General features: G+C 53.0%; 24 protein-coding genes. 19 read left to right on the top strand and 5 right to left on the bottom strand.

The features are described from left to right. Window positions 1-77 precede the first annotated feature (77 nt). The 11 genes from ric to PCH05_RS17435 all read left to right on the top strand — a co-directional run bounded on the left by ric (window position 78) and on the right by PCH05_RS17435 (window position 13,265). The gene (gene ric, locus PCH05_RS17485; protein ID WP_127604175.1) at window positions 78-776 is read left to right on the top strand and encodes an iron-sulfur cluster repair di-iron protein; all 699 of its coding nucleotides are present in this window, start codon (window positions 78-80) and stop codon (window positions 774-776) included. A 252-nt stretch (window positions 777-1,028) separates the two neighbouring features. Continuing rightward, a complete protein-coding gene (locus tag PCH05_RS17480) occupies window positions 1,029-4,703 on the top strand; it encodes a nitrate reductase subunit alpha (RefSeq protein ID WP_127604173.1) in 3,675 nt (1,224 codons plus the stop codon). Beyond that, complete coding sequence (narH, locus tag PCH05_RS17475) at window positions 4,693-6,228, top strand: nitrate reductase subunit beta (protein ID WP_127604171.1); 1,536 nt, start codon at window positions 4,693-4,695, stop codon at window positions 6,226-6,228. The genes PCH05_RS17480 and narH overlap by 11 nt, the downstream gene beginning before the upstream one ends. Further along, window positions 6,221-6,799, top strand: a complete 579-nt coding sequence (narJ, locus tag PCH05_RS17470; protein WP_127604169.1) for a nitrate reductase molybdenum cofactor assembly chaperone — start codon at window positions 6,221-6,223, stop codon at window positions 6,797-6,799. Before narH ends, narJ begins: the two co-directional genes overlap by 8 nt. Further along, a complete protein-coding gene (gene narI, locus PCH05_RS17465) occupies window positions 6,786-7,478 on the top strand; it encodes a respiratory nitrate reductase subunit gamma (protein ID WP_127604166.1) in 693 nt (230 codons plus the stop codon). Before narJ ends, narI begins: the two co-directional genes overlap by 14 nt. 48 nt (window positions 7,479-7,526) lie before the next feature. Continuing rightward, window positions 7,527-7,991, top strand: coding sequence for a GAF domain-containing protein (locus PCH05_RS17460; protein WP_127604164.1), 465 nt, complete (start codon window positions 7,527-7,529; stop codon window positions 7,989-7,991). A gap of 5 nt (window positions 7,992-7,996) precedes the next feature. Beyond that, window positions 7,997-9,067, top strand: coding sequence for a sensor histidine kinase (locus PCH05_RS17455; RefSeq protein WP_371860561.1), 1,071 nt, complete (start codon window positions 7,997-7,999; stop codon window positions 9,065-9,067). Beyond that, entirely contained in the window at window positions 9,064-9,711 is a 648-nt protein-coding gene (locus tag PCH05_RS17450) for a response regulator transcription factor (RefSeq protein ID WP_127604160.1), read from the top strand. The genes PCH05_RS17455 and PCH05_RS17450 overlap by 4 nt, the downstream gene beginning before the upstream one ends. A gap of 166 nt (window positions 9,712-9,877) precedes the next feature. Then, complete coding sequence (locus tag PCH05_RS17445; RefSeq protein ID WP_127604158.1) at window positions 9,878-11,428, top strand: nitrate/nitrite transporter; 1,551 nt, start codon at window positions 9,878-9,880, stop codon at window positions 11,426-11,428. Between the two features lie 44 nt (window positions 11,429-11,472). Then, window positions 11,473-12,489: a GTP 3',8-cyclase MoaA gene (gene moaA / locus PCH05_RS17440; RefSeq protein ID WP_127604156.1), complete on the top strand. Its 1,017-nt coding sequence runs from the start codon at window positions 11,473-11,475 to the stop codon at window positions 12,487-12,489. A 50-nt stretch (window positions 12,490-12,539) separates the two neighbouring features. Next, entirely contained in the window at window positions 12,540-13,265 is a 726-nt protein-coding gene (locus tag PCH05_RS17435) for a YwiC-like family protein (RefSeq protein ID WP_127604154.1), read from the top strand. An 86-nt stretch (window positions 13,266-13,351) separates the two neighbouring features. Here the strand turns inward: PCH05_RS17435 and clpP are convergent, their stop codons facing one another. After that, window positions 13,352-13,939: an ATP-dependent Clp endopeptidase proteolytic subunit ClpP gene (gene clpP / locus PCH05_RS17430; RefSeq protein WP_127604152.1), complete on the bottom strand. Its 588-nt coding sequence runs from the start codon at window positions 13,937-13,939 to the stop codon at window positions 13,352-13,354. 34 nt (window positions 13,940-13,973) lie between these two features. Continuing rightward, window positions 13,974-14,654 (bottom strand): RNA polymerase sigma factor, encoded by a 681-nt coding sequence (locus PCH05_RS17425; protein WP_164766693.1) that lies wholly within the window; start codon window positions 14,652-14,654, stop codon window positions 13,974-13,976. A gap of 245 nt (window positions 14,655-14,899) precedes the next feature. On the opposite strand from PCH05_RS17425, the gene yunB reads away from it, so the two are divergent. From yunB to PCH05_RS17400, 5 genes are all read left to right on the top strand, one after another. After that, window positions 14,900-15,754, top strand: coding sequence for a sporulation protein YunB (yunB, locus tag PCH05_RS17420; protein WP_127604148.1), 855 nt, complete (start codon window positions 14,900-14,902; stop codon window positions 15,752-15,754). Window positions 15,755-15,824: 70 nt separating this feature from the next. Further along, window positions 15,825-16,448, top strand: a complete 624-nt coding sequence (gene lepB, locus PCH05_RS17415; protein ID WP_164766692.1) for a signal peptidase I — start codon at window positions 15,825-15,827, stop codon at window positions 16,446-16,448. A 340-nt stretch (window positions 16,449-16,788) separates the two neighbouring features. Then, window positions 16,789-17,655: an FAD:protein FMN transferase gene (locus tag PCH05_RS17410; protein ID WP_164766691.1), complete on the top strand. Its 867-nt coding sequence runs from the start codon at window positions 16,789-16,791 to the stop codon at window positions 17,653-17,655. A gap of 3 nt (window positions 17,656-17,658) precedes the next feature. After that, the gene (locus PCH05_RS17405; RefSeq protein ID WP_127604142.1) at window positions 17,659-17,910 is read left to right on the top strand and encodes a hypothetical protein; all 252 of its coding nucleotides are present in this window, start codon (window positions 17,659-17,661) and stop codon (window positions 17,908-17,910) included. A 2-nt stretch (window positions 17,911-17,912) separates the two neighbouring features. After that, on the top strand, window positions 17,913-18,470 hold the full coding sequence (locus PCH05_RS17400) for a ferric reductase-like transmembrane domain-containing protein (protein ID WP_127604140.1): 558 nt from the start codon (window positions 17,913-17,915) through the stop codon (window positions 18,468-18,470). 73 nt (window positions 18,471-18,543) lie between these two features. Here the strand turns inward: PCH05_RS17400 and PCH05_RS17395 are convergent, their stop codons facing one another. Next, a complete protein-coding gene (locus PCH05_RS17395) occupies window positions 18,544-19,650 on the bottom strand; it encodes a M23 family metallopeptidase (RefSeq protein ID WP_127604139.1) in 1,107 nt (368 codons plus the stop codon). A 173-nt stretch (window positions 19,651-19,823) separates the two neighbouring features. On the opposite strand from PCH05_RS17395, the gene lipA reads away from it, so the two are divergent. Both lipA and PCH05_RS17385 read left to right on the top strand, forming a co-directional pair. Beyond that, window positions 19,824-20,705 (top strand): lipoyl synthase, encoded by an 882-nt coding sequence (gene lipA / locus PCH05_RS17390; protein ID WP_127604138.1) that lies wholly within the window; start codon window positions 19,824-19,826, stop codon window positions 20,703-20,705. A gap of 39 nt (window positions 20,706-20,744) precedes the next feature. Continuing rightward, a complete protein-coding gene (locus PCH05_RS17385; RefSeq protein ID WP_127604137.1) occupies window positions 20,745-21,275 on the top strand; it encodes a YutD family protein in 531 nt (176 codons plus the stop codon). Window positions 21,276-21,360: 85 nt separating this feature from the next. Here PCH05_RS17385 and PCH05_RS17380 read toward each other — a convergent pair whose 3' ends face one another. Continuing rightward, entirely contained in the window at window positions 21,361-22,164 is an 804-nt protein-coding gene (locus PCH05_RS17380) for an NAD kinase (protein WP_127604136.1), read from the bottom strand. A gap of 65 nt (window positions 22,165-22,229) precedes the next feature. Then, window positions 22,230-23,498 carry a dipicolinic acid transporter SpoVV gene (spoVV, locus tag PCH05_RS17375; protein ID WP_127604135.1) on the bottom strand — a complete coding sequence of 423 codons (1,269 nt, stop codon included), beginning with the start codon at window positions 23,496-23,498 and terminating at the stop codon, window positions 22,230-22,232. Window positions 23,499-23,989: 491 nt separating this feature from the next. Between spoVV and PCH05_RS17370 the strand changes: the two genes are divergently transcribed. Continuing rightward, on the top strand, window positions 23,990-24,688 hold the full coding sequence (locus PCH05_RS17370) for a DUF2225 domain-containing protein (protein WP_127604134.1): 699 nt from the start codon (window positions 23,990-23,992) through the stop codon (window positions 24,686-24,688). The last annotated feature ends 177 nt before the right edge of the window (window positions 24,689-24,865 follow it).

Genomic DNA, 24,865 nt, shown 5'->3' with positions numbered 1-24,865 from the left:
GAGCGGGAGAAGTCCCACCCGGATTATTTGCTCAGGTAGTCTGAAACCATCACATTCCATTCACTGGAGGTCATTCCATGAGTCAAATCACGCTGCAAACGCAAGTTTCCGATATTGTCACCGCCATCCCCCAATCCGCCGATCTGTTCCGCGCGCTGCGCATCGATTTTTGCTGCGGCGGCAAAATCCCTCTGGAGGAGGCTGCCGCCAAGCGGAAGCTTCATTCCGGCGAGGTGCTGGAGCAGATAAAGAAATTGGAAACGAAAATAGCAGAGCATCAGGAAAGCCGTCCGGGAGACTTGACCGAGCCTGAACTGATCAATTATATCCAAAACAAACATCATGCCTTTCTGCGTGAAGAGCTCCCTGCGCTGACGCCTTATGTGACGAAGCTGGCCCGCGTGCACGGTGAACATCATCCGGAACTGCTGCGGGTGCAGGAAATTTTTACGGAATTGAAGAATGAGCTGCTTGATCACACCGATGATGAGGATCAAAACGTATTTCCGAAGATAGCGAAATTTGTTGAAGAACGCGACGCTGAAGCCTGGGCCGAGCTAAAACCGTATGTATCCGAGCTGGAGCAGGAGCATGAGCAGGCGGGGGATTTGTTGAAGGAGCTGCGGGAAATCACGAGCGATTTTGCGCTCCCCGCGGATGCATGCGGCACATACCGGCTGGTATATCAACGCCTTGCGCTGCTGGAGAAGGATACTTTCGAGCATATTCACCTGGAAAATAACGTGCTTTTCGAGCGGATTCGCGCGGCGGTGTAGTTCATTAAGATAGCTGCGGTATTCAAGGCCCCTTCTTCATGAAGTGAAGAGGGGTATTTTTTTGTTCAGAGAAAGGTCTGCAATCCCCTGCTTCCCAGCATACTTCTCCTGCCAATCAAGGGATTTCACGAGGGAATATAGGAGTTTCCCTAATAGGAACCGCCATCGGAGGCGCTCATAATTAAGTTAAACGAATGGACGACACATTGATTCCCCGATCATGGTCATTCACAGAAGGAGTTGAAGCGTCCTATGAAACGAAAGCAGGGACTGAAGTTCTTCAAACGATTGGAAAGCTACTCGGACAACTGGTCCGTTCTTGAAGAGAAAAGCCGGGACTGGGAGGATATGTACCGCAAGCGGTGGTCCCATGACAAAGTCGTGCGCACGACGCACGGTGTGAACTGCACGGGCTCGTGCAGCTGGAAGGTATTCGTGAAGAACGGCATCATCACCTGGGAGAACCAGCAGATCGATTATCCGTCCTGCGGACCCGATATGCCGGAATTCGAACCGCGCGGCTGTCCGCGGGGAGCCTCGTTCTCCTGGTATGAATACAGCCCGCTCCGCGTGAAATACCCTTATATGCGCGGCAAGCTGTGGCATATGTGGAATGAAGCCTTAAGCCAGCACAGCGATCCGGTCGCTGCCTGGGCAAGCATCGTGGAAGACCCCGAGAAATCCAGATCCTATAAACAAGCGCGCGGTAAAGGCGGTCATGTACGCGTAACCTGGCCGGATGCGACTAAGCTGATCTCCGCGCAGTTAATATATACGATTCGCAAATACGGTCCAGACCGCATCGCAGGCTTCACCCCGATCCCGGCGATGTCGATGATCAGCTACGCTTCGGGCGCGAGATTCATTTCCCTGCTTGGCGGCGAAATGCTCAGCTTCTATGACTGGTATGCCGATTTGCCGCCGGCTTCCCCGCAAATTTGGGGCGAGCAGACGGACGTGCCGGAATCCAGCGACTGGTACAATGCCGGTTACCTGATCATGTGGGGCTCGAACGTGCCGTTAACCCGGACGCCGGACGCCCACTTCATGACGGAGGTCCGCTATAAAGGCACCAAGGTGGTATCCGTAGCTCCGGACTATGCGGAGAACGTCAAATTCGCGGATAACTGGCTGGCACCGAATCCCGGAACGGACGCGGCAGTCGCTCAAGCGATGACGCATGTTATTCTAAGCGAATTTTATCACAAGCGTCAGGAGCCGATGTTCCTGAATTACGCTAAGCAATATACGGATATGCCGTTCCTTCTGCTCTTGGATGAGCATGAGGGCGGTTATAAGGCAGGACGCTTCCTGCGGGCAAGCGATTTGGGCGACGCCTCGCAGCATGCCGAGTGGAAGCCGGTCATAATCGACGAGAACAGAAATGAAATTACGGTTCCGAACGGTACGATGGGACAGCGCTGGGAGCAAGACAAGAAGTGGAACCTGATTCTGGAACGCGAGGACGGCTCGGTCATTGCGCCGGCGCTTTCCGTGGAATCCCAAGGGGCGGAGACGCAGACGATTAGCTTCCCGTTCTTTGATAACAACGCCAACGGTACGTTCGAACGCCAAATTCCGGCGAAGAAAATTTGGCTGGCCGACGGAACCGAACGCCTCGTGGCCACGGTTTATGATTTGATGCTCAGCCAGTATGGCATTGAACGCGCGGGCAGCGAGCAGCATGCAGTTCGATATGAGGATGCGGACTGCTTCTACACGCCGGCCTGGCAGGAGAAAATCACCGGCGTGAAGGCTTCGGTCGTCGTTCAGATCGCAAGGGAATTCGCACAGAACTCGCTGGATACCGGGGGCCGCTCCATGATCATCATGGGCGCAGGCATCAACCACTGGTTCAACAGCGACACGATCTATCGCTCCATTCTGAACCTGGTCATCCTGACAGCCTCCCAAGGCGTGAACGGCGGCGGCTGGGCGCATTACGTCGGCCAGGAAAAATGCCGTCCGATCGAGGGCTGGTCCACGGTTGCCTTCGCCAAAGACTGGCAGGGTCAGCCGCGTCAGCAAAATGCGACTTCGTACTTCTATTTTGCGACCGACCAGTGGAAATACGAAGAGATGGGTGCCGATTCCCTGAAATCGCCTACGGGAGGGGATATCCGTTACCAGCATCCGGCCGATTATAACGTCCTTGCCGCCAGACTCGGCTGGCTTCCGTCCTATCCGCAGTTCAACAAGAACAGCCTGACGTTCGCTGAAGAAGCGGCCAGCCAGGGCAAGACGAGCAATGAAGAGATCGTGAAGCATACGCTTGAACAAATCGTTTCCGGAGATACCAGGTTTGCGGCCGAGGATCCCGATGCGCCGGAGAACTTCCCGAGATCGCTGTTCGTATGGCGCTCCAACCTGATTTCGAGCTCCGCCAAAGGCCAGGAGTACTTCATGAAGCATTTGCTTGGCGCTTCGGACAGCCTGCTCTCGACCCCGAACGAAGAGGATAAGCCGGAGGAAATGGTGTGGCGCGAGGACGTCGAAGGCAAGCTGGACCTGCTGGTCGCGCTCGACTTCCGGATGACCTCGACGCCGATGTATGCGGACGTGGTGCTGCCGGCAGCGACCTGGTACGAAAAAACCGACTTGTCCTCCACCGATATGCATCCGTTCGTCCATCCGTTCAATCCGGCAGTGGATCCGCTGTGGGAATCGCGCTCGGACTGGGATATTTACAGAACGATCGCGGAAGTCTTCTCGGAGATGGCCAAAACGCATCTTCCGGGCGTATACAAGGATCTTGTGACCAGCCCGCTGGCCCATGATTCGATCAGCGAGATTGCCCAGCCTTACGGCAAAGTGCTGGATTGGCGCAAAGGCGAGATCGAAGCGATTCCGGGCAAAACGATGCCAAACCTGACGGTGATCGAACGCGACTATACGAAAATTTACGATAAATTCGTGACGCTAGGTCCGAACCTGGCCACGGGCAAGGTTGGAGCGCACGGCGTCAGCTTCTCGGTAGCTGAGGAGTATGAGGAGCTGAAACGCATGAACGGCACGTATTACGACGACACGATCAAAAATGGCCTGCCGAAGCTTCATACCGCAAGAAACGCGGCAGACGCCATTCTCAATATATCTTCGGCGACGAACGGCAAGGTGTCGCAGCGCGCCTGGGAGTCCGCGGAGAATGACACGGGCGTCAGCCTGAAAGATATTTCCGCGGACCGCGCGGCCGAGCGCATCACGTTCCAGAGCATCACGGCCCAGCCGCGGGAAGTCATTCCGACGCCGGTGTTCAGCGGCTCGAACAAAATGGGAAGAAGATACTCGCCGTTCACGACGAACATCGAGCGGCTCGTGCCGTTCCGCACGCTGACCGGCAGACAGCATTTCTATATCGATCATGAGATCTTCCTGCAGTTCGGCGAGGCGCTGCCGGTGTATAAACCGACGCTGCCTCCGATGGTGTTCGGACCTCGCGACAAGCAGATTACCGGAGGCAAGGACACGCTCGTGCTCCGCTATTTGACACCGCACGGCAAATGGAACATTCACAGCACGTACCAGGATAACCTGCACATGCTGACGCTGTTCCGCGGCGGACCGACGGTATGGATCAACAATGACGATGCAGCGGCGAACGACATCCAGGACAACGACTGGCTGGAGGTATACAACCGCAACGGCGTCGTTACCGCCCGCGCCGTCGTCAGCCACCGGATGCCGAAAGGCACGATGTACATGTATCACGCGCAGGATAAGCATATCAACGTGCCGGGATCGGAAATTACGAAGGATCGCGGCGGCAGCCACAACGCGCCGACAAGAATACATGTGAAGCCGACCCAGATGGTCGGGGGTTATGCCCAACTCAGCTATGGATTTAACTACTACGGACCGATCGGCAACCAGCGGGATGTATACGTGGCTGTCCGCAAAATGAAAGAGGTGGATTGGCTTGAAGATTAAAGCGCAAGTCGCCATGGTCATGAATCTGGATAAATGCATCGGCTGCCATACGTGCAGCGTGACGTGCAAGAGCACCTGGACGAACCGTCCGGGTGCGGAATACATGTGGTTCAACAACGTGGAAACGAAGCCGGGCGTCGGCTATCCGATCCGCTGGGAGGACCAGGAGAAGTACAAGGGAGGCTGGACGCTGAAAAAGGGCAAGCTGCAGCTGAAATCCGGCAGCAAGCTGTCCAAAATCGCGCTCGGCAAAATTTTCTACAATCCCGATATGCCGGAAATGAAGGATTACTATGAGCCCTGGACTTACAACTATGAGCATCTGACGAATGCCGGGGAGAAAAAGCATCAGCCGGTAGCCCGTCCGAAATCGGCGATAACCGGGGAAACGATGAACCTTGAATGGGGTCCGAACTGGGAAGACGATCTGGCTGGCGCCCATGTGACGGGTCCGAAGGATCCGAATATCGAAAAGATCGAGGAAGAGATCAAGTTCAACTTCGAGCAGACCTTCATGATGTATCTTCCCCGCCTGTGCGAGCACTGCCTGAATCCTAGCTGCGTGGCCTCCTGCCCATCGGGCGCCATGTACAAGCGGGATGAGGACGGCATCGTGCTCGTCGACCAGGAAGCCTGCCGCGGCTGGCGTTACTGCATGACCGGCTGCCCTTACAAAAAGGTGTACTTCAACTGGAAAACGAACAAGGCCGAGAAATGCACCTTCTGTTTCCCGAGAATCGAAGCGGGACTGCCGACGGTATGCTCGGAAACCTGCACTGGCCGCATCCGGTATCTGGGCGTCATGCTTTATGACGCGGACCGCGTGCAGGAAGCAGCCTCCACGCCGGATGAAAAGGATTTGTACCAGGCTCAGTGCAGCCTGTTCCTTGATTCGAACGATCCGGCGGTCATCGAGCAAGCTCGCAAGGATGGATTGACCGAGGAATGGATCGAGGCAGCCCAAAACTCGCCGGTCTATAAGCTCGCGATCGAATACAAGCTGGCCTTCCCGCTTCATCCGGAGTATCGGACGCTGCCAATGGTATGGTATGTACCGCCGCTCAGCCCGATCATGAACTATTTCGAAGGCAGGGATTCGATCGAGAATCCGGACATGATTTTCCCGGCAATCGAAGAGATGCGCACGCCGATCCAATACCTCGCGAACCTGCTGACGGCAGGCGATACCGTGACGGTCAAGGAAGCCTTGCAAAAGATGGCGATGATGCGCTCCTACATGCGTACTCAATCTTCCGGCGCCGAGTTTGACGAAGCGCGGCTAGCGCGGGTCGGACTCACGGCCCATCAAATGAAGCAGATGTACCGGCTGCTTGCCATCGCCAAATACGATGACCGCTTCGTGGTGCCAACGTCGCACAAAGAAAGCCATATGGACGTGTACCGCTCCCAAGGCCTGGAAGGCTTCAGCTCGGGCTGCAGCGGCTGCGGACCGGCAAGCCCGCAGGGCAAAACCGGCAAGGAACTGTACGAAGAGAACTTCTATGGGGGGATCTGGCGTGATTAATCTCGGAAAGCTGCATGAATATAAAAATGTGTTCGGATTTTTCGCGCAGATGCTGACCTATCCGGAGAAGCTGGATTTTCACCCGTCCGTTCTGGAGGAGTCGCTGGACTCCTCCCATCCGGCCTACGCATCGGTCCGGACATTCTGGAACCTCATGCATGAATACAGCATGGAGCAGATCGAGGAGCTGTACGTCCAGACGTTCGATTTTCAGAAAAAGACGACGCTTTACATGACCTATCATAAGTTTGAGGACAGTCGGGACCGGGGTCAAATGCTTGCGAAACTCAAAGAAACGTATCCGCTGTTCGGTCTCGATATCGACAGCTCGGAGCTGTCCGATTACCTTCCGCTTATGTGCGAGTTTATCTATGCCGCCCATTGGCAGGGGCATGAGAAGGAAGCGGCGGAGAGCCTGGATCTCATGCTGGCGGTCATGGAGGACGGCACCTACCATCTGCTGAAGGCGCTGGAGAAGTTCGAAAGCCCGTATTTCCATCTCGTCCAAGGGCTGCGCGAAACGTTCAAAGCATGCATCCAACAGGAGGCGGAGGCTCATGAGCATGATTAATCAGTTTCTGTGGGTCATCTTTCCCTACATCTGCCTCGCGGTATTTATCGTCGGACACCTTTACCGTTACCGCACCGACCAGTTCAACTGGACGGCCAAGTCCAGCGAATTCATCGAGAAAAAGAAGCTGAAGCTGGGCAGCCTGATGTTCCATCTGGGCATCATTCCGGTGATCGGCGGTCACGTCGCGGGGCTTGCCATTCCCCAGTCCTGGATGGAGGCGATGGGGATCAGCAATCATATGTATCACATCGGAGCCGTGTACATTGGAAGCATCTTCGGCATCCTGACTTTGGGCGGCATGATTCTGCTGACCTCGCGCCGCTTTACGATCAAGAACGTCCGCCAGCTCAGCTCCGCCTCGGATATGATCGTGAACGTATTGCTGCTGTTTATCGTGTTCATGGGGATGTACAGCACGCTCGTCACGAACGCCGTCCAGCCTGAATTCAATTATCGGGAAAACATTTCGATTTGGTTCCGTGATTTGTTCATACTCCGGCCGGATGCGGCGCTCATGGCAAACGTACCGCTGTCCTTCAAGATTCATATGCTGGCCGGATTCGGGATTTTCGCGCTGTGGCCGTTTACCCGGCTCGTGCATGTGTGGAGCGTTCCGTTGAATTATGCCGGCAGAAGATATATCCTTTATAGAAAGCACCGCAAATATGAATCGTAGACAAAGAAGGCGAAGAGCCTTCTTTTCTACATCAGAGGAGTTATCGTTATGAAGAATCAGCCGATTTATCATTACCAAGAGGAAATCGACAAGCTCCGGGGCCGGTTTCAATTCGACTTCGTGTCCATGGCTCTGGTGCAGCCGGCTGAGGACCGATTCGTATTAACGTGGCAGTATGCCTCCGGGAACATTAACGAGCGCTATAAGCGGATCGTGCTGCATTCGGGCAAGGGCATTGCGGGCATGGTGTTCAAAACCGGCAAGCCGATGCTGATCCAGAACGTGAACGCCGATATCGAATCCCGGGATTTGTTCAATTATCCGATCATCGTGGCGGAGCAGCTGAAGAGCCTGGGGGCGATCCCTTTGTGGGAAGATAGCCGGGTTAAAGGCGTTTTGCTTGTCGGTTACCGTAATGAAAACCGGCTGGACCAAGCTGCTTTCGAACGGTTTCAGGAAGGGCTTGGAGCGGAATTCGGCGCTTTTCATGCCAGGGAGGTGACGCAGTCTTGATTCAGATGACGGATGAGCATTTAAGCGATCTGCTCAAGAAGATGTACGCGAACAGCATGGAAGCCATTTTTTTTATCGACGAAAAGGGCAGCGTGGTCGCCATGAACCCGGCGGCGGAGAACATTCTGGACATCGACGTGATCGAGCGGATGCATTCCGGCGTCGACGACTCCTTCTGCCAGACCTGCAAAGGCTACACGGATGAAAAGGATCAGATATCCTGCGCGAAATGCTATCTGGATTATCCGAAAGGGGATTTTTCCTCGTTCCAGGTGTATCTTAAAACAAGGAACGAAGGCGTGGTTCCTTATGCGGCCAGCTATCATACCATTGACGAGGAACGGGGGATACGCGTCTTAATGCTGCTCGACCTGACCAAACAGCAAAAGACGCAGGAGATGCTCCAGCGCTCGAATTTGCTGAAATACGTTATTAAAGCGCAGGAGGACGAGCGGAAACGGATTTCCCGGGAGCTTCATGACAGCGTCGCCCAGGAGCTGCTGAGCTCGCTTGTGGACCTGCGTGTGGTCAAATATATGGATGTAGGCGAAGATGTGCTGCAGAAGCTGCAGCAGACCGAGGTGTCGTTGACGCGCCTGCTGGACGATATCCGCCATATGTCGGTGGAGCTGCGACCGGCATCGCTGGATGACTTGGGACTCGAGGCCGCATTCCGCTCGCATTTCAAGTGGATCGAGAAAAACTACGGCCTGCTCGTCGATTTCTCGGCAGAGCTGTCCGCGGCCCGCTACAGCAGCGAGATCGAGACGGTCGTATACCGCATTTGCCAGGAAGCCGTCCTGAATGCGCTGAAATACGCCGGTACGGACGAGGTGCATGTCCGTCTATGCGAAGAGATGGGCAGCCTGCAGCTGACCGTGAAGGATACCGGCGCAGGCTTTAACATGAACGTGAACGAAGCCAAAGGCACGGGCCTCGGCTTGTACGGCATGCGCGAGCGCGCCGAGCTCGTGGACGGGCAGTTCAAGCTGCATTCCGCTCCCGGTGAGGGAACGCAGGTAGAGCTGCGCATTCCATTGACACAGGATAACAAGAGGGAGGCCGATACGCGGTGAAAATTGTCATAGCGGATGATCATGCGGTGGTTCGAAGCGGCTTTTCCATGATCCTGAACTATCAGGAGGATATGGAGGTCGTCGCGACCGCGGCAGACGGCATAGAGGCTTACGCGATGGTGGCCAAGCACCAGCCGGATGTGCTCCTGATGGACCTCAGCATGCCTCCGGGCGAGAGCGGGCTGATTGCGACAGGCAAAATCAGCGGCGATTTTCCGAATACGAAGATCCTGATCCTTACCATGTATGACGATGACGATTATCTGTTCCATGTACTGAAGAACGGCGCCTCCGGCTATGTGCTGAAGAATGCGCCCGACGAAGAGCTGATTTCGGCCATCCGGATGGTATATAAGGGAGGAACCTATATTCACCCGCAGATGGCCACCTCGCTGGTCAGGGAATTCATCAAGAAGGACAGCGAGAGCGCGGACAACGATCCGTTCAACAGCCTGTCCAAACGCGAGATCGAGATTTTGCCTCTGATCGCCAAAGGGTACGGCAATAAGGAAATCGCTGAAAAGCTGTTCGTCTCCGTGAAAACGGTGGAAGCCCATAAGGCCAAAATCATGGAGAAGCTGAATTTGAAAAGCCGTCCGGAGCTGGTGGAGTATGCGCTCAAGAAAAAGCTGCTGGACTTCTAATAGAGGGATTTAGGGAGATCGGATGATTCTGGTTGCATGATATAGGGAAGTTCCCTGATGAGTTTCAGGGAACTTCCCTATTATCTTTGTGAAGGATGTCACGTACAATGAGACATGGGGATCAATGAAAGCAGCCATTCATTACGTTCAGAAAAGGTGATTGGAAATGAATAAAAAAGTGCAGCTGCCGCTGCAAACAATGAATTTGGTGCTTGGTTTTATGGTATGGGTCATCATCTCCGCGCTGCTGCCGTTTATCAAGGAGGATATTTCCATCCCGGCGGACCGGCTGGCGATCCTGACCGCGATTCCGGTGGTGCTTGGCTCTATCCTACGGCTGCCGCTGGGGTATTACGCCAACATCGTTGGCGCACGGATTGTTTTTATCGCCAGTTTCATTTTGCTGCTGTTTCCGGTTTATTTTATCAGCGCAGCCTCGTCCTTTACGCATCTCGTAATCGGCGGACTGTTTCTCGGGGTGGGCGGAGCCGTGTTCTCGGTCGGCGTAACCTCGCTTCCTAAATATTATTCGAAAGAAAAGCTGGGCCTGGTGAACGGGATTTACGGCATGGGCAATGTCGGTACGGCCATCACTACCTTCGCAGCACCTGTCATCGCAACGCAAATCGGATGGTCGAAAACCATCCAGCTGTACCTGATTCTGCTGCTCGCATTCGCCGTATTGAACGTATTCCTGGGCGACCGCAAAGAAACGAAGGTCAAAACGCCGCTCATGGAACAAATCAAAGGTGTCTATAAAAACGAAAAGCTGTGGTTTTTCTCTCTGTTCTACTTCATTACATTCGGTTCGTTCGTGGCTTTTACGGTGTATCTGCCGAACTTCCTGGTAACGAATTTCGAGCTGGCGAAGGTGGATGCGGGAATGCGGACTGCCGGCTTCATCGTGGCCGCAACCTTCCTCCGTCCGGTAGGCGGGTGGCTCGCGGATAAGTTCAAACCGCTGTTTCTGCTCATGGGCGTATTCGTCGGTCTGACGATTGCCGCCATTATCCTGGCGTTCTCGCCGTCCATCGGCCTGTACACGGTCGGCTGTTTGACCATAGCGGTCTGCGCGGGACTCGGCAACGGAATTATATTCAAGCTCGTACCTTTTTATTTCAACAAGCAGGCGGGGATCGTGAACGGGATCGTGTCCATGATGGGGGGCCTGGGCGGCTTCTTCCCGCCGCTGATGCTTTCCTTCATCCATTCGGTTACCGGCCAGTATTCGATCGGCTTCATGGCGCTTTCGCAGGTTGCGCTGGCCAGTCTCGTGATCGTCGTATGGATGTATTTTCAGGATAAACTGGCCATTTCTTCGGAAGTGTTCAACTCGACCGGCCAGGGAATTCTCGTGACGGATGTAAGCGGAAGAATTAATGCCGTGAATCCCGCCTTCACGAATTTGACGGGATACACGGAGGAAGAAGTCATCGGCAAAAATCCAAGCGTGCTGAAATCCGGCCGTCAATCCGGCGAATTCTACGGCAGGATGTGGGCGGAAATCAAGGCGCAGGGAAGCTGGCAGGGAGAAATCTGGAACCGCAGGAAGAACGGCGAGGAATTCTTAGAGCTGTTAACGATTAATGCGGTAAAAGATGACTCCGGCGACGTGGTTCAATATGTCGGAACATTTAGTGATATTACAGCCAAGCCCATTAGCCGATCCGGCGGCGGAAATCAAAATTTCAAGCCCAATCCGCAGCTGCAGGGATAAGGAAAGGCAGCGGATGGGATGACTGAAGAAGGAGGAAGGGGAACATGGCGATGAATCCCGTGATGGATCAGCTGGCAAGACCGATGCGCGACCTGCGGATATCCGTAACGGACCGCTGCAATTTTCGCTGCACGTACTGCATGCCGAAGGAGGTCTTCGGCGACGATTACGCGTTCATGCCGAAGGAGCAGCTGCTGTCATGGGAAGAAATCGCCCGCGTCGCCAAACTGTATGCTTCCCTCGGGGTGCGTAAAATCCGCCTGACCGGCGGCGAGCCCTTATTGCGGCGCGGACTTCCCGAACTTATCCGCATGCTGAAGGGGATCGAGGGCATCGAAGAGATCGGCCTGACGACGAACGGACTGCTGCTTGGCCTGCAGGCCCAAAGTCTTTACGATGCCGGAATCCGGCGGGTGAACGTCAGCCTGGACGCACTGGATCCCGAGCTCTTCGGCCGCATCAACGGCCGCGGCATTCCGTCTTCCGCCATTCTGAAAAGCATGGAACAGGCGCGCCAAGCCGGACTTCAAGTGAAGGTAAACATGGTTGTGCAAAAGGGCCTGAACGATCAGGAGATCATACCGATGGCGGCTTATTTTAAAACGCTTGGCGTCACTCTCTGCTTCATCGAATTCATGGATGTCGGCAATGACAACGGCTGGAGCCTGCAGCGGGTCGTGACGAAGCGGGAGATTTACGAAATGCTGGGCGGGGACGCCGTGCTTGTTCCGGTATCGCCGCGCTATCCCGGGGAAGTTTCCAAACGCTACCGTTACAGGGGTGGGGAAGCCGAGGTCGGCTTTATCACCTCCGTATCCGAAGCCTTTTGTTCGACCTGCTCGCGGGTTCGCTTATCCTCGGACGGCAGCATCTACACCTGTCTTTTCGCCTCCCGCGGGTTTGACCTTCGCAGTCTGCTTCGCAGCGGCGCGACGGATGGAGAACTGCTAGCGGCCATCCGCGGCGTGTGGGAGAGAAGGGCGGACCGTTACTCGGAGGAGCGGACGGAGCAATCGGCCGCAGGCCGGAAAAAGATCGGGATGTCCTATATCGGCGGTTGATTGATTTCGAAGTGGAGAACGGCTCATGATGGGGAAAAGGAGCGGAAGAGATGAAGAAGACAAGCATTGTCATTCCAAGGGAGCACGGCGGATGGGCCATGGTCAGCATGCCCTTTATCATTGCCATGATGGCGACGCAGCCTGTTCTTCTGCATCTCCCGCTGTTCCTGGCCTGGTTCTTCTTATACTTAGCCTCTTATCCTCTGCTGCAATCTTTGAAAAAGACGGCCAAACGTAGCATGTGGCTCACCTGGGGAGCCGGGTATGCTTTCGCGGCCGTCCTCTTCCTGATTCCGGTGCTGCTGAAGGAGCCCTGGCTGTTCTGGTTTGCCCCCGTGCTGATGCTGCTGCTGATGGTGAATATCTGGCATGTACGGCACAAGTCCGAACGGGCGCTGCTGAACGATATGTGCGCCATTCTGCTGTTTTGCTCCGGCGGAGCGGCTGCCTTCATGCTGGGGGGCGGAACATGGGGCAGGGAGCTGTTCGAGGTCCTGCTGTTCAATTTCCTGTATTTTATGGGCACCGTATTTTTCGTCAAATCCGTCTTCCGCGAACGGAAAAATAAACGCTGGACCGCCTATGCCGTCGTCTATCATACACTCGCGCTGGCCGTGCCGCTGTTTACGCTACATCCATGGATGTGCATGCCTTTTCTCTATCCGCTCATCAAGACGGTGATCTACGCCGGCAAGCCGATGAAGCCAATGAAGGTCGGGGTCATGGAAATTATCGGATCGGTCCAATTCCTGATCCTTTCCCTGATCCTGCTGTAACCGAACCTGATTCCCTATACAGTCGTAAACTAGAAAAAAGCTGTCCGAAACCGGACAGCTTTTTTGGCATTTCAGAGCCCGCGGCGTTATACCAAAGGCTGCGTGATGATCCGGTCCACCATGCCGTACTCCAGGGCTTCTTCGGCCGTGAGGTAAAAATCGCGGTCCGCGTCGCGGTAAATCTTGTCGAGCGGCTGGCCGGTTTTGTCGGCGATGAACTGATTCACTTTCTCGCGCGTCCTCAGGATCCGTCGGGCGGATATTTCGATGTCGCTGGCCTGGCCCTGCGCGCCTCCGAGCGGCTGATGCAGCATGAACTCGCTGTTCGGCAGCGCGTACCGCTTGCCTTTGGCACCCCCAAGGAACAGGAAAGCACCCATGGAGGCCGCGATGCCCATACAGATCGTGCTCACCTGCGGCTTGATGTAGTCCATCGTGTCGAGGATCGCAAAGCCGGCGGATATCGAGCCTCCGGGACTGTTGATGTACAGCGAGATTTCTTTGTCGGGATCGTCGGCAGACAGAAAAAGCAGCTGGGCGATGATGCTGTTCGCAACCTGATCATTGACCTCGGAGCCGAGAAAAATAATCCGGTCCTTCAGCAGCCTGGAGTAGATATCGTAAGAGCGCTCGCCCAGGCGGGTCTGCTCCACAACGTAAGGAATCATATTCATGTAATAGCCTCCTTCTCATATCAAAACGAAAGGGCTACGCCGCGCGTAAAAGGAGAGAAGAAGGGGAACTGGAACGGCGCGAAAGCCTCACAGGCGGTTTCGGTGCCTGAACAGCCGTCCGCAGGGAGACGGCCAGCCTTTGCAGCAGCTCGGGCTGCTCCATCCGGATCGCCATCAGCAGCTGACGCTGGAACCAGTCCGCATCGACCTGATGCCATTCCTGGCTTGCTGCCGGAGGTTCCTCCGGCTCTTTCTGATTCCGCTTCTCATCCAATGTACGGCGAGCCCTGTGCAGCAGCGATTTGACGGCAGTCTCATTCATGTCGATCAGCTTCGCAATGTCGGACAGCCTGTATTCAAAAATTTCCTTCAGGACAAACACCAGCAGCTGTTTCGGCGTCAGTCTCTCCATCAACGTATCCAGTCCGCTCATGACCTGCTCCAGAGATTTTTCGGTTGACGGCGCTTCAACCGTCTGGCCGATGCTTTCCCGGCTTCTTTTACGGAGCTGGTCAACCCAGTGATTGCGGGCGATCGTCGTGAGCAGGGGAAAGCTGGCCTGCCGTTTGCCGGAAGGGTCCTTTTGGCAAAATTTCAAAGCTTTAACCATCGAATCATGTGCCAGATCCTCGGCGTCCCAAGAATTACCGGTCATGTTCAGGCAAAAATATTTTAGCTTCGGGTACATTTCTTCCATTTCCTTGTGGATTAACATGTTAATCACTCTCCTTGAGAGGCCTCTATATATACAACGTTTGGTTAGGGGAGAAAAGATACGGGCGTAATTAAAAAAATTACTCGTCATCGAATGTAGATGCTTTTAGTTCATTATATCAAAAGGGTACACGGATGGAATGACCGGGCCCGCCCTTTGAAGCCTGCTTGCTCGTCTTTTTTCAAGGACAGGGACATATGCTGTTAAGGTAAGCACCTCTTCTTCCAAGGAGGGATGGGCCGGACGTGAAAAGAAGAGCGAGATGGCGCAGCAGGGGAGCGAACAGGCCGGGGAGCCGGCGCAAGGTGTGGCTGATTGGCGCGCTCGTGTTCCTGATTCTTCTCCTGCAGTTTTTTGCCTACGTGGAAAATCATTTGAAGCCGCCGATTATGCATTTGGCCAAAATCCGCATGAAGCAGATCGGCACGGATGCCATTAATGAAGCCGTTGCATCCCAGGTTGCGCAAGGAAAAAATGCGGAGCAGCTGATCGACTGGAAGATGGATTCCTCCGGGAAAGTGTCCGGATTCATGTTGAACTATGCGGAGCATATGAAAATCACATCCGATACCTTTAAGGTCGTGCAGACGACGCTGAAAAACAAGCATATGCTGTCCGAAAGCATCCCGATCGGCCAGGCGCTGGGCAGTCCGCTCATCGCCTCCTTCGGTCCGAACGTTCCGATCCGGATTGAGCCGCAAGGAGCCGTGAAGGTAGATCTCAACACGAGGGAAAAGGATGCGGGCATCAATATGGTATTGGTAGAGGTCTATATTCATGTGACCGTCGAGGTGGCCGTCGTGGTTCCATTCGATATGGAGCCTGAGGTAATCGACACGGAAATTCCGGTATCGTACCTGATGGTCGTCGGGGATGTGCCGATGTACTACTACAACAGCCAAGGGCAGCCGGTCGGAGGCAGCGGAGTGAATGCCCCGAACATCGCTTTGCCTGGCATTACCGGTAACGCAGCTTCCAAGCAGACGACGCAAACCGGGCAGAACGGATCAGGAAAGGACAATGCGGCGATACCGGGAATATCGAACCGGCAAACCGGAGTGCCGGAGGGTGAGAAGTCCGGGGGCTCCGATATCCATTAAGTATTGGTAACCGCAAGCTTAACCCAAACGTCTGTATATCTAAAGAGGTCTAATGGCGAGGAGGGAGCTTGTGGATTTAAGAAAAGTATGCGTTCTTGGCTTCTTCGCTTATACTCTGCTGGCAGCCGGCTGCAGTGACAAATCACCCATTGTCGATGATATCACGGAATATGATCTGCCCATTATGAACGAGTTGAAAGGAAATCAGTTCATTTATGCTATAGAGTCAGATGGGATGCTCTATAAAATGCAGTATGCTTTTCGTTCGCAATTAGTTGTCGATCCAGACTATTATCGAACGCATGAAATCATGAGAGGTGACGTCGTTTACATCCAAACCGATGCCACGAACGAAGAAATAAACAGGTTGAAAAATTCAGCGTTTGATGTCGTGAGAGTGATCGCTCTTCCCGGAGAGACCGTTCGAATAGATAAGAGTCAAATTTACATTGATGACAGGGAATTGAAATCCTTTTACGGGAATGAGGCGTTTGCTCGCGGCAGTGAGATCAAGCCTGACCGAACTTTAAACATGGAGGAAGTCATCGTGCCGGATAACCATTATTTTCTTATAGGTGACCTATGGTGGCGAAATGGGAATAACAGCATCCGAAGCGGACCGTTTTCGCATGAACATATATTAGGTAAAATCATCGGCTGGACGGGAAAAATAGAAGGAATCAATACTCCATAATCAGCAGCATGCAAGCCAAAGAGCCTGATCCTTTGGCGGGGAATCAGGCTCGTCTTTTTTTCGATGTCTTCATGCGACCATTTCAATCAGGAGGACCCTTTTTTCTGAATTCCGGGGGTTATCGCAAGAGGAATGCCCGGCAAGGATGTCCCTGTTACCCATGGGTAGCAGAGACATCTTTTTTAATATCGCTGCATTTTTTTATTCCTGTTAAATGATTTTTTAAGGGGAATTTAATGGAGCGGTTCTATACTTTCCATAGCTAGTTCCTTCAGGTTACCTGAACCCGAATAACAAACGGATGAGGTGCATGGATATGGAGAGCTACATAGGTCGTTTTATGAATACGACTTTTTCATTGAAGGTTTCCGATGATGTGGATAAGGGCTGGAAAGAAGAGATGCGGCATTGGTTGGAATATGTCGATCGCGAGTGGTCCCGATTTCGAACCGGCAACGAACTGGATCAGCTCAATCAGGCTCCCAAAGGAATCAGGCTTCAATGTTCTCCCCCTCTCTATGACGTATTGGTCATGGCAGAACGATATCGCCGGTTAACCTCCGGAAGGTTCTCTCCCTACTTAAAAAGAGCGATGGAGCATCAAGGCTATGGCCGGTCGTTTCCCTTTCCTTACGCGGATGTAGAAGAGGCGTTCACCTTTCAGCTTGAGGAGCATCCGGTGCTGTTTCATGGTTCGTATACCCTCGAAAAAAATACGGATCAGCAGTTGGATTTGGGGGGGATCGCCAAGGGATATGCGGTTCAAAGCGCTGCCGAATGGCTGAAGAGGCATGGAGCGACCTATGGCATGGTCGATGGGGGCGGCGATATGTCCTTATGGTCGGATGGAACGAAGGCATGGAAGATTGGCATAGCCGATCCTTGGGAGGAAACCCGCGTCATGGATGTACTAAGCCTAAAAAACAAGGCGGTCGCGACCTCCAACCGTCTTTATCGGAGCTGGCAGCAGGGAAAGGATAGAAAGCATCATCTCCTGGACGGGCGCACGGGAAAGAGTGTCCAGACGAAAATCGTGCAATCCACAGTGATCGCGAGTCATTGTGTGGATGCGGAAGTGTGCGCCAAAATGTGCTTTTTGCTAAAGGAAGAGGAGCTTGAAGAATGGTTCGCCAGGCATTTTCCATCTGTTTCGTATGTCCTTGTCGATGAAGACGGAAAAGTGAACACGAACATAGGGAGAGGGTAGAAGATGAAGCCGAACAAAAAGGCCAAATGGATCATCGGTGTCAGCGGTGTCGCATTTTCCGCATTTGTATTAAGTCAGTTTGGGGTTGAGGACCGTACAACCACGGACTTGTCTCAAACCAGCCAAATGGAACAAAACGATCAACAGTCAGTTCTAAACAATGCCAGCAGCTCCAATGGCGAACCCTTTGCCGATTCTGACGGAAGTTCCTTTACGGGAAGAAGGCATACGGATGGAACGACCAGAAGGTCCTGAACATGAATAACTTAACGGAATTATTCACCTCTTGGCATATCATACGTTGGATGGGTTTCATGGCCTTCTTCTTCTTTACCATGTCGTTAGCTTACGGAATGCTGGGACGATTCAAAAAATTCAAGAAGAAGAAAGCATTATTTAATTGGATTCATATATCATCCAGCTGGGCGGGCGTGTTGACCGTGCTGGTCCATATGCTGACCCTCCTGATCAACCATTACCAACCCTATAAAGTCGTCGAGATCTTTATCCCGTTCACCTCGCATTATATGCGGGTCGCGTCGGCGCTTGGAATAATTGCTTTTTTCTTGTTTCTCCTCGTGGTGTTTACTTCGGATGTGCTTATGAGCAAGTTAAAGCGGACTACCTGGAAAACCATACATCTGCTTGTCTTCCCTTCGTGGCTGTTCATGCTCGCTCATTCGATCTGGATGGGAACGGATACCCGGACTTGGTGGGGCTTGGCGGTCTACCTGGGGGCAACGGCGATCGTCTTAACGTTATTTGCCTTTTATCAATGGGAGCACAGAAAGCATACGGTTTCAGCGAGAGGCTGATCCTGCATGCCAAAAGAGCCTGAGTCCGTTCAAGGGATTCAGGCTCTTATTTTGGTTTTGTTCGCGAGGAGCACTACGTCTCGGAGGATCTTTTTTTCTTTTTCTGGATGGCCTGGCGCTCCTCCGTCTCCCAGTGGCGCAGAAGCGGGTACGGATCAAAGGACCACTCGGCCAGACCGTTGTCCCGGTAAATGCCGTAGTGAAGATGCGGCGGGAATTTCCCCTGTGTGCCGGGTTTTCCGTAACCGGAGCTCCCGACCCAGCCGATGGTTTGCCCGGGGGTGACGATATCGCCTTGGTTCAGCGTTTTCTCGAAGCCCTGCAGATGCGCATAATAGTGATACCGGTTCTCCAGGTCCCTGATGCCGATCCGCCATCCGCCGAACGGATTCCATCCCTTCAGCTCCACGACCCCGTAGCAGGTGCTTCGGACAGGCATGCCATAGGGAGCGAAAATATCCGTCCCTTCATGAATTCGGTATCCGCCCCAGCTGCGACCGGTTCCCCAGGTGTCCCGGTAAGCATAGGAATCGGAAATGGGGAGCGGGAAGGCATGGCCGGAGAGATCGAGTGTTTGAAACTTTTCATAGAGCTTGGAAAATTGCCGGATACGCTGGACGGAGCGGCTGTTATGGTAATACTCCCATAATGCGATGCTGAAGTCCTCCTCGGACTGACCATAGCGTAGAAGATAAGATGCCATGCTGTAGAGCAAATCCATATCATTATTCAGGTCTGCTTGCCCGTCGCCGGATCCATCTTTGCCGTAACCGTTAAAAATGCCGATGGAACGGGGATTGCTGTCATACGGATCGGGATTGAACATCCCGCTCCATACCGGTTCATTCATGAAAATGCCGGTGAGGCGCTTGGGATGATTGCGGTCCTTTGGATGAACCTTTGTCAGCGTGTGCTCATATTGATCGATCGCCGCGATACGGTACCATGGAATATGGGTTGCGGCGGCAGCTTTCTCATAGAGCTTTTTTCTTGAAGCCAGTATTTGTTCCCGGCTCAGCTTATCCAGCGGTTCCGCGGTTTGCGTGGGTGCTGGAACGATTGGGGTAGCGGCGGACGCTCCCCATGCAGGAGAAGCTGCTTCTCCGAGAACGACGGCTGCAGCGGCAGCGCAAATTAGTATACGGCATGCTTTGCTTGGCTTTGAAACGGAACCTTTCATCGTCAACCTCCTGCTGGCAGCGTTAGCTTTTTTCCGGACCGAACGGGCATAAGCTTAGATTGGTACGAGATAAGACATTTTATCCAGCATTTGAAATGGAAGTATTTTGGGTTATTTCATGATATAATATGGGGCATGCAGCAGTTAATCATGAGCGAAAGAAGGTCAGATCATTGCCTAAAGAAACTGTCAAGGAACCAAAACCGGACTGGATTCGCATCAAACTGACGACCGGTGACAACTATCAGGAAATCAAGAGCATGATGCGCTCCAAGACACTACATACCGTGTGTGAAGAAGCGCGTTGCCCTAACATATATGAATGCTGGGCGAACCGTACAGCGACTTTCATGATTCTGGGCGACATTTGTACGCGTGCCTGCCGTTTTTGCGCTGTTAATACCGGACGACCTACCGAACTGGATTTGCAGGAGCCTGAACGTGTGGCTGAAGCCGCCGAGAACATGGGACTGAACCACTGCGTAGTAACCAGCGTCGCGCGGGACGATCTTTCTGACGGAGGCGCAATGATTTTTGCTGAAACCATCAAGGCTATTCGCAAACGCCTGCCGCTGTGCAGCGTCGAGGTGCTGATTCCTGACTTTATGGGAAATTGGGATGCGCTCAAGGTTGTCATGGATGCTAAACCGGACATTTTGAACCATAACATTGAAACGGTTGAACGGATGTCGAACCGCGTTCGCGCCAAGGCAAAATATGAGCGTTCCCTCGAGCTCTTGAGAAGAGCGAAGGAAATGCAGCCTAATATTCCGACCAAATCAAGCATTATGCTGGGTGTAGGCGAGGAATATGATGAAATTTTGCAGGCGATGGATGATCTCCGTGCGATTGATTGCGATATCATGACGATCGGTCAATATCTGCAGCCGTCTCCGCAGCATTTGAACGTCGTGAAGTACTACCATCCCGATGAGTTTGCCAAGCTGAAGGAAGAGGGCATGAAGCGGGGCTTCAGCCACGTGGAATCCGGTCCGCTTGTCCGCAGCTCCTATCATGCGCATGAGCAGGTAAAATCGGCAGCGGGCCAGAAATAATCATTATTTTCTTTTAGATGAAAGGCAGGGGGAGCACATTTGATTCTGATTGGCGGAAAAAGCTACGAGCTGCTGAAAGACCATAAAAACGGCTGGAACCCCGAAGCCTTTCGTGACCGTTACAGCGAAGTGCTGGACCGTTACGATTATATTGTCGGAGACTGGGGTTACAACCAGCTGCGGTTGAAAGGGTTTTACCGGGATAAGCATCCCAAGGCCACCAAAGATACGGCTTTCTCCGGCATGGTGGATTATATTAATGAATACTGCAATTTCGGATGCGCTTATTTCGTTATTCAGAAGAATCGGGATGCCCAGCCGCCGAAAGAGAAGGAAAAGCCGGAAAAGCATGAAAAAACAGACAAGCCGGAAAAGACGGAAAGACCGGAAATGCCGGAGAGACCCGATAAGCCGGAAAGATCTGAAAAAACCGATAAGCCGGAAAAACAGCCTGAGAAACCGGAAAGACCAGATAGAACGGAAAGACCAGATAGAACGGAAAGACCAGATAGAACAGAAAGATCCGAAAAATCGGATAAGCCCGAGAAAGCCAAAAGCGGTCCCCATTAAGGGAACCGCTTTTTTGTACATTATACAACGTATTGGAGCATCAAAATGGGGTCTCCCATCAAAGAGTCGCTAGTCAAATATGCTGCTATCCAAGGAAAGCTTCTCTGACGCGGTTCCAGAACGGGAACGGACGATAGCGGGCAAAGCTTACTTTATCCTTCGCGACCTGACATCGCACCGAAATCAGATCGTCCACTTGAATGTTCACATGGTCGATCGTGAGCAGCAGCCGCTGCTCCTTACGCGAAAAGATGTTCGTATGATGATGTTTGGGCAGCAGCAGCGGGGAACCCATCGTACGGAAGACGCGATTGTTGATCGAGGCGATTTCTGCGATCTGCAGCGCTTCGATCGTCGGATGAACCATCGCTCCGCCAAGACTTTTGTTGTAAGCGGTGCTGCCGGACGGCGTCGAAATACAAATCCCGTCGCCGCGGAACATTTCAAAGGTCTGGTCGTTGATATCCACCTGGGCCACGACCGTTCCATCTACGCCCTTGAGCGTAAATTCATTTAACGCAATATAAGAAGCATTGCCCGATTTGCGATGGATCTCCAGTTCCAGCAGCGGGTATCTGACGATCCGCGGACGGATGGATCCGGATTTGCTGGCCGAGCTCATCAGGTCAATCAATTGGGGCAGCTCGTCTGCCTGCCAATCGGCATAGAATCCAAGATGGCCCGTATGAACGCCGACAAAAGCGATATCGGGAATGTGGTCGATAAACGTATGAAAGGCATGAAGCATCGTACCGTCTCCGCCAATCGAAATGACAATCTCGGGAGATTCGGCATCCAAACGAAATCCGCGCTGCGCGGCTAGCTTATGGAACTGCTCGCTCAAATCAACTGACAACTGATCACCGCGATCCAGGACATAATATCTCAAGAGAGTTAAGCTCCTTTATTTGGGTATATAACGATCATAAACAATATCGGAGCATAACACAACGTTCATTTGGCAGGCCGGTGGTTTGCGCTGCGCCACCAAGCGCGGAGCCAGGCCCATAATGCCGAGGCCAGCGTCATGAATGCGATCAGGAGGCAGAAATACGCGATCCGGTCTGCAAATCCGCCCGCCGCCGCGCCAAATCCAGGATCAGCCTGCAGAGGATTGAATGCCGGAGCCGGCATCATTGTACCCATTAAGGGATCCCATAGCAGCAAGACGAGGAACGCAGCAATCAAGGCATGAATCAGGCGTGCAAACATAAACGGAAGATAACGCAAATTGGTCGCATGCAGGATGCTCGCGATTTGGGCATGCACGGATAGGCCGCCCCAGGATAGAATGAACGCCGCCGCTGCCGCTTTATAAGGCAGAGGTACAGAGGAAGCGGCTTCTCCAGCAGAACGCGCTCCTAAAGTTACCTCGAACAATCCCCCAACCAGCGCCTCCGACAAGGAAGGCGGAAAACCGACAGCAGTAAGCAAATGGTCCAGCATGAGATACAGGCTCTTCATCACCCCGGCTTGTGTCAGAAGCCCCAGAAATACGGAAAAGAATACAACCAGCCCCCCGACGACAATAATAAGCTTTAAAGAAGATTCTACCGCCTGCCGCAGCATCTCGCCCATGCCCCGGCCATCCTGCATCCGTGCATGATGCATTGCTGCGAAGGCCCGCTGGATGCGAGAGCTCTTTGCTTCTCCTTCTCCCGCGGCCGGAGCTGCGTTAGGTGAGCCTCCGCCGCCGGAAGTAGCCCTCTGCTTGCCGTGAAATCGCATGAGCAGCCCGATCAGGAATCCGCCGCCGTAATGGGCAGCCGCCAGAATGATCGCGATCTTGGGATTATGGAAAAAGCCGACCGATACCGCGCCAATCAGAAATATCGGATCCGAGGAGGTCGTAAAGGCCACCAGCCGTTCTCCTTCATCCCGCGTGACCATGTTCTGCTCCCACAGCTTGGCCGTCAGCTTGGCGCCGATGGGATAACCGGAAACGTAGCCCATGGCTGCCACGAAGCCCCCGCTGCCCGGAATGCGGAAAAGAGGCTTCATGAGCGGATCGAGCAGCGTGCCGAACAGATGAACGATACCGAAGCCGAGCATCATTTCAGAAATGATGAAGAACGGGAACAGGGAGGGGAATAGCACATCCCACCAGATGGCAAGTCCTCTCAGAGCAGATTCGAGATAAGCCCCGGGAAAAACGGTCATAAGCAGCATTAATCCAGCGAGAGATGCCAGCATCAATGGCAGACCCAGCTTTTTAACGGACATAGTCACACCTACCTGTATGTATATGGGTCATATGAATCGAATCGATATACCTAAATTTATGAATTGCATCGGACAAACAGTACAAAAAAAAGCAGAAAGCGTTTACAAAAAATAATGTTTTTTTGGCGATGTATGTTAAAATATACAAAACCAACTACTATTCAATGTCCAAATTTTAATATATGGATGGAGTGATGAGATCATGAGTATTGTCGCCGGTGTTCTTGTCTGCGCTTTCGTGTATGTCATTCGCGCCTCACTGGTCCATTCCGGCGAAGAGGATTGGAGCAGCTACTGAAATACGCTACAAGGTGCTAAACAAACGTTTAGCGCCTTTTTTTGTTTTTTGATATAATGGAAATAATTTTAACTTGCCAAAAATGGAGCCATGGCATCTCATTCGGCTTTCGGGTCCTGCTTGTCATTTTTTTGCATCATACACCGTGGATCGTGGGAGATCTAGACGAAAGACATGAAAGGAACGTGGGGAAGTGACTTTGGAACCGCTTTACTCCATCAAAGTGACCTGTTATAACTGCGAGCATGAATTTCATACTTCACGCGTGCGTCCCAGCTTTAAGAAGGCGATTCGCACGGATTCCGATTTCTGCGCTTATTACAAGGACGAGAACCCGGATTATTATGTGGTCCGCGTGTGTCCGGAATGCGGATTTGCTTCAACCGAAAATTCGACAGAGCGCCTGAGCGACGCGCAAAGGCATCGCTTTAACGACAAAATCAGCAGCCGCTGGATCGCGCGTGATTTTAACGGTCACCGGGAGTGGGAAGCCGCATTGGAAACGTACAAGCTGGCACTGCTCGTCGCACAGACGATCGGAGAGAAAGAGCGGATTATCGCCAGCCTGCTGCATCATATCGCTTGGTTGTACCGCTATAAAGGGGAAGAAGAGCAGGAGCAGCGCTTTTTGAAATACTCCCTGGAGTCTTACATAAAGGTGTATGAGCTGGAAGGCGTGGGAGCCAACAACGCCCGCCTGCTTTATCTGATCGGGGAGATGAACCGGCGAATCGGCGAGTTCAGCCAAGCGGTGAAATGGTTCTCGAGGGTCATCAATGATAAAAACATTATCGACGCAGCCATGATCCGCGCATCCCGCGAGCAGTGGGGCGTGCTTCGAGAGCAAATGCTCGCACGGAAACTGGAGCTTCCGGAAGAGATGAATGCCTGAAGCCAAGCAGCACAAAAAACACGCATGAACCATGCGTGTTTTGTTTAAGAGATCAGAAAGTATAAGTTTCAGAGCTTCTGCTTCCTGATCTCGCAAGAAAAACTTCCGCTAAACGCGGTCTGTCTTCTTTGAAGGTACATCGATAGACGTTTTACTTAAGATTATAGAATTTATAAA

Origin of the sequence: Paenibacillus chibensis (assembly GCF_004001045.1) — a bacterium.
In the GTDB taxonomy this organism is placed as follows: Bacteria; Bacillota; Bacilli; order Paenibacillales; family Paenibacillaceae; genus Paenibacillus_AQ; species Paenibacillus_AQ chibensis.
The sequence above is the reverse complement of the archived record's forward strand: the minus strand, read 5'-3'. Positions and strand labels throughout refer to the sequence as shown.

Excerpts from the sequence above, each read along its gene's own strand:
- ric (WP_127604175.1), top strand. The coding sequence starts at position 78 with ATGAGTCAAATCACGCTGCAAACGCAAGTTTCCGATATTGTCACCGCC.
- PCH05_RS17480 (WP_127604173.1), top strand. The coding sequence starts at position 1,029 with ATGAAACGAAAGCAGGGACTGAAGTTCTTCAAACGATTGGAAAGCTAC.
- narI (WP_127604166.1), top strand. The coding sequence starts at position 6,786 with ATGAGCATGATTAATCAGTTTCTGTGGGTCATCTTTCCCTACATCTGC.
- PCH05_RS17460 (WP_127604164.1), top strand. The coding sequence starts at position 7,527 with ATGAAGAATCAGCCGATTTATCATTACCAAGAGGAAATCGACAAGCTC.
- PCH05_RS17455 (WP_371860561.1), top strand. The coding sequence starts at position 7,997 with ATGACGGATGAGCATTTAAGCGATCTGCTCAAGAAGATGTACGCGAAC.
- PCH05_RS17445 (WP_127604158.1), top strand. The coding sequence starts at position 9,878 with ATGAATAAAAAAGTGCAGCTGCCGCTGCAAACAATGAATTTGGTGCTT.
- moaA (WP_127604156.1), top strand. The coding sequence starts at position 11,473 with ATGGCGATGAATCCCGTGATGGATCAGCTGGCAAGACCGATGCGCGAC.
- PCH05_RS17435 (WP_127604154.1), top strand. The coding sequence starts at position 12,540 with ATGAAGAAGACAAGCATTGTCATTCCAAGGGAGCACGGCGGATGGGCC.
- clpP (WP_127604152.1), bottom strand. The coding sequence starts at position 13,939 with ATGAATATGATTCCTTACGTTGTGGAGCAGACCCGCCTGGGCGAGCGC.
- PCH05_RS17425 (WP_164766693.1), bottom strand. The coding sequence starts at position 14,654 with ATGTTAATCCACAAGGAAATGGAAGAAATGTACCCGAAGCTAAAATAT.
- PCH05_RS17410 (WP_164766691.1), top strand. The coding sequence starts at position 16,789 with ATGAATACGACTTTTTCATTGAAGGTTTCCGATGATGTGGATAAGGGC.
- PCH05_RS17405 (WP_127604142.1), top strand. The coding sequence starts at position 17,659 with ATGAAGCCGAACAAAAAGGCCAAATGGATCATCGGTGTCAGCGGTGTC.
- PCH05_RS17400 (WP_127604140.1), top strand. The coding sequence starts at position 17,913 with ATGAATAACTTAACGGAATTATTCACCTCTTGGCATATCATACGTTGG.
- PCH05_RS17395 (WP_127604139.1), bottom strand. The coding sequence starts at position 19,650 with ATGAAAGGTTCCGTTTCAAAGCCAAGCAAAGCATGCCGTATACTAATT.
- spoVV (WP_127604135.1), bottom strand. The coding sequence starts at position 23,498 with ATGTCCGTTAAAAAGCTGGGTCTGCCATTGATGCTGGCATCTCTCGCT.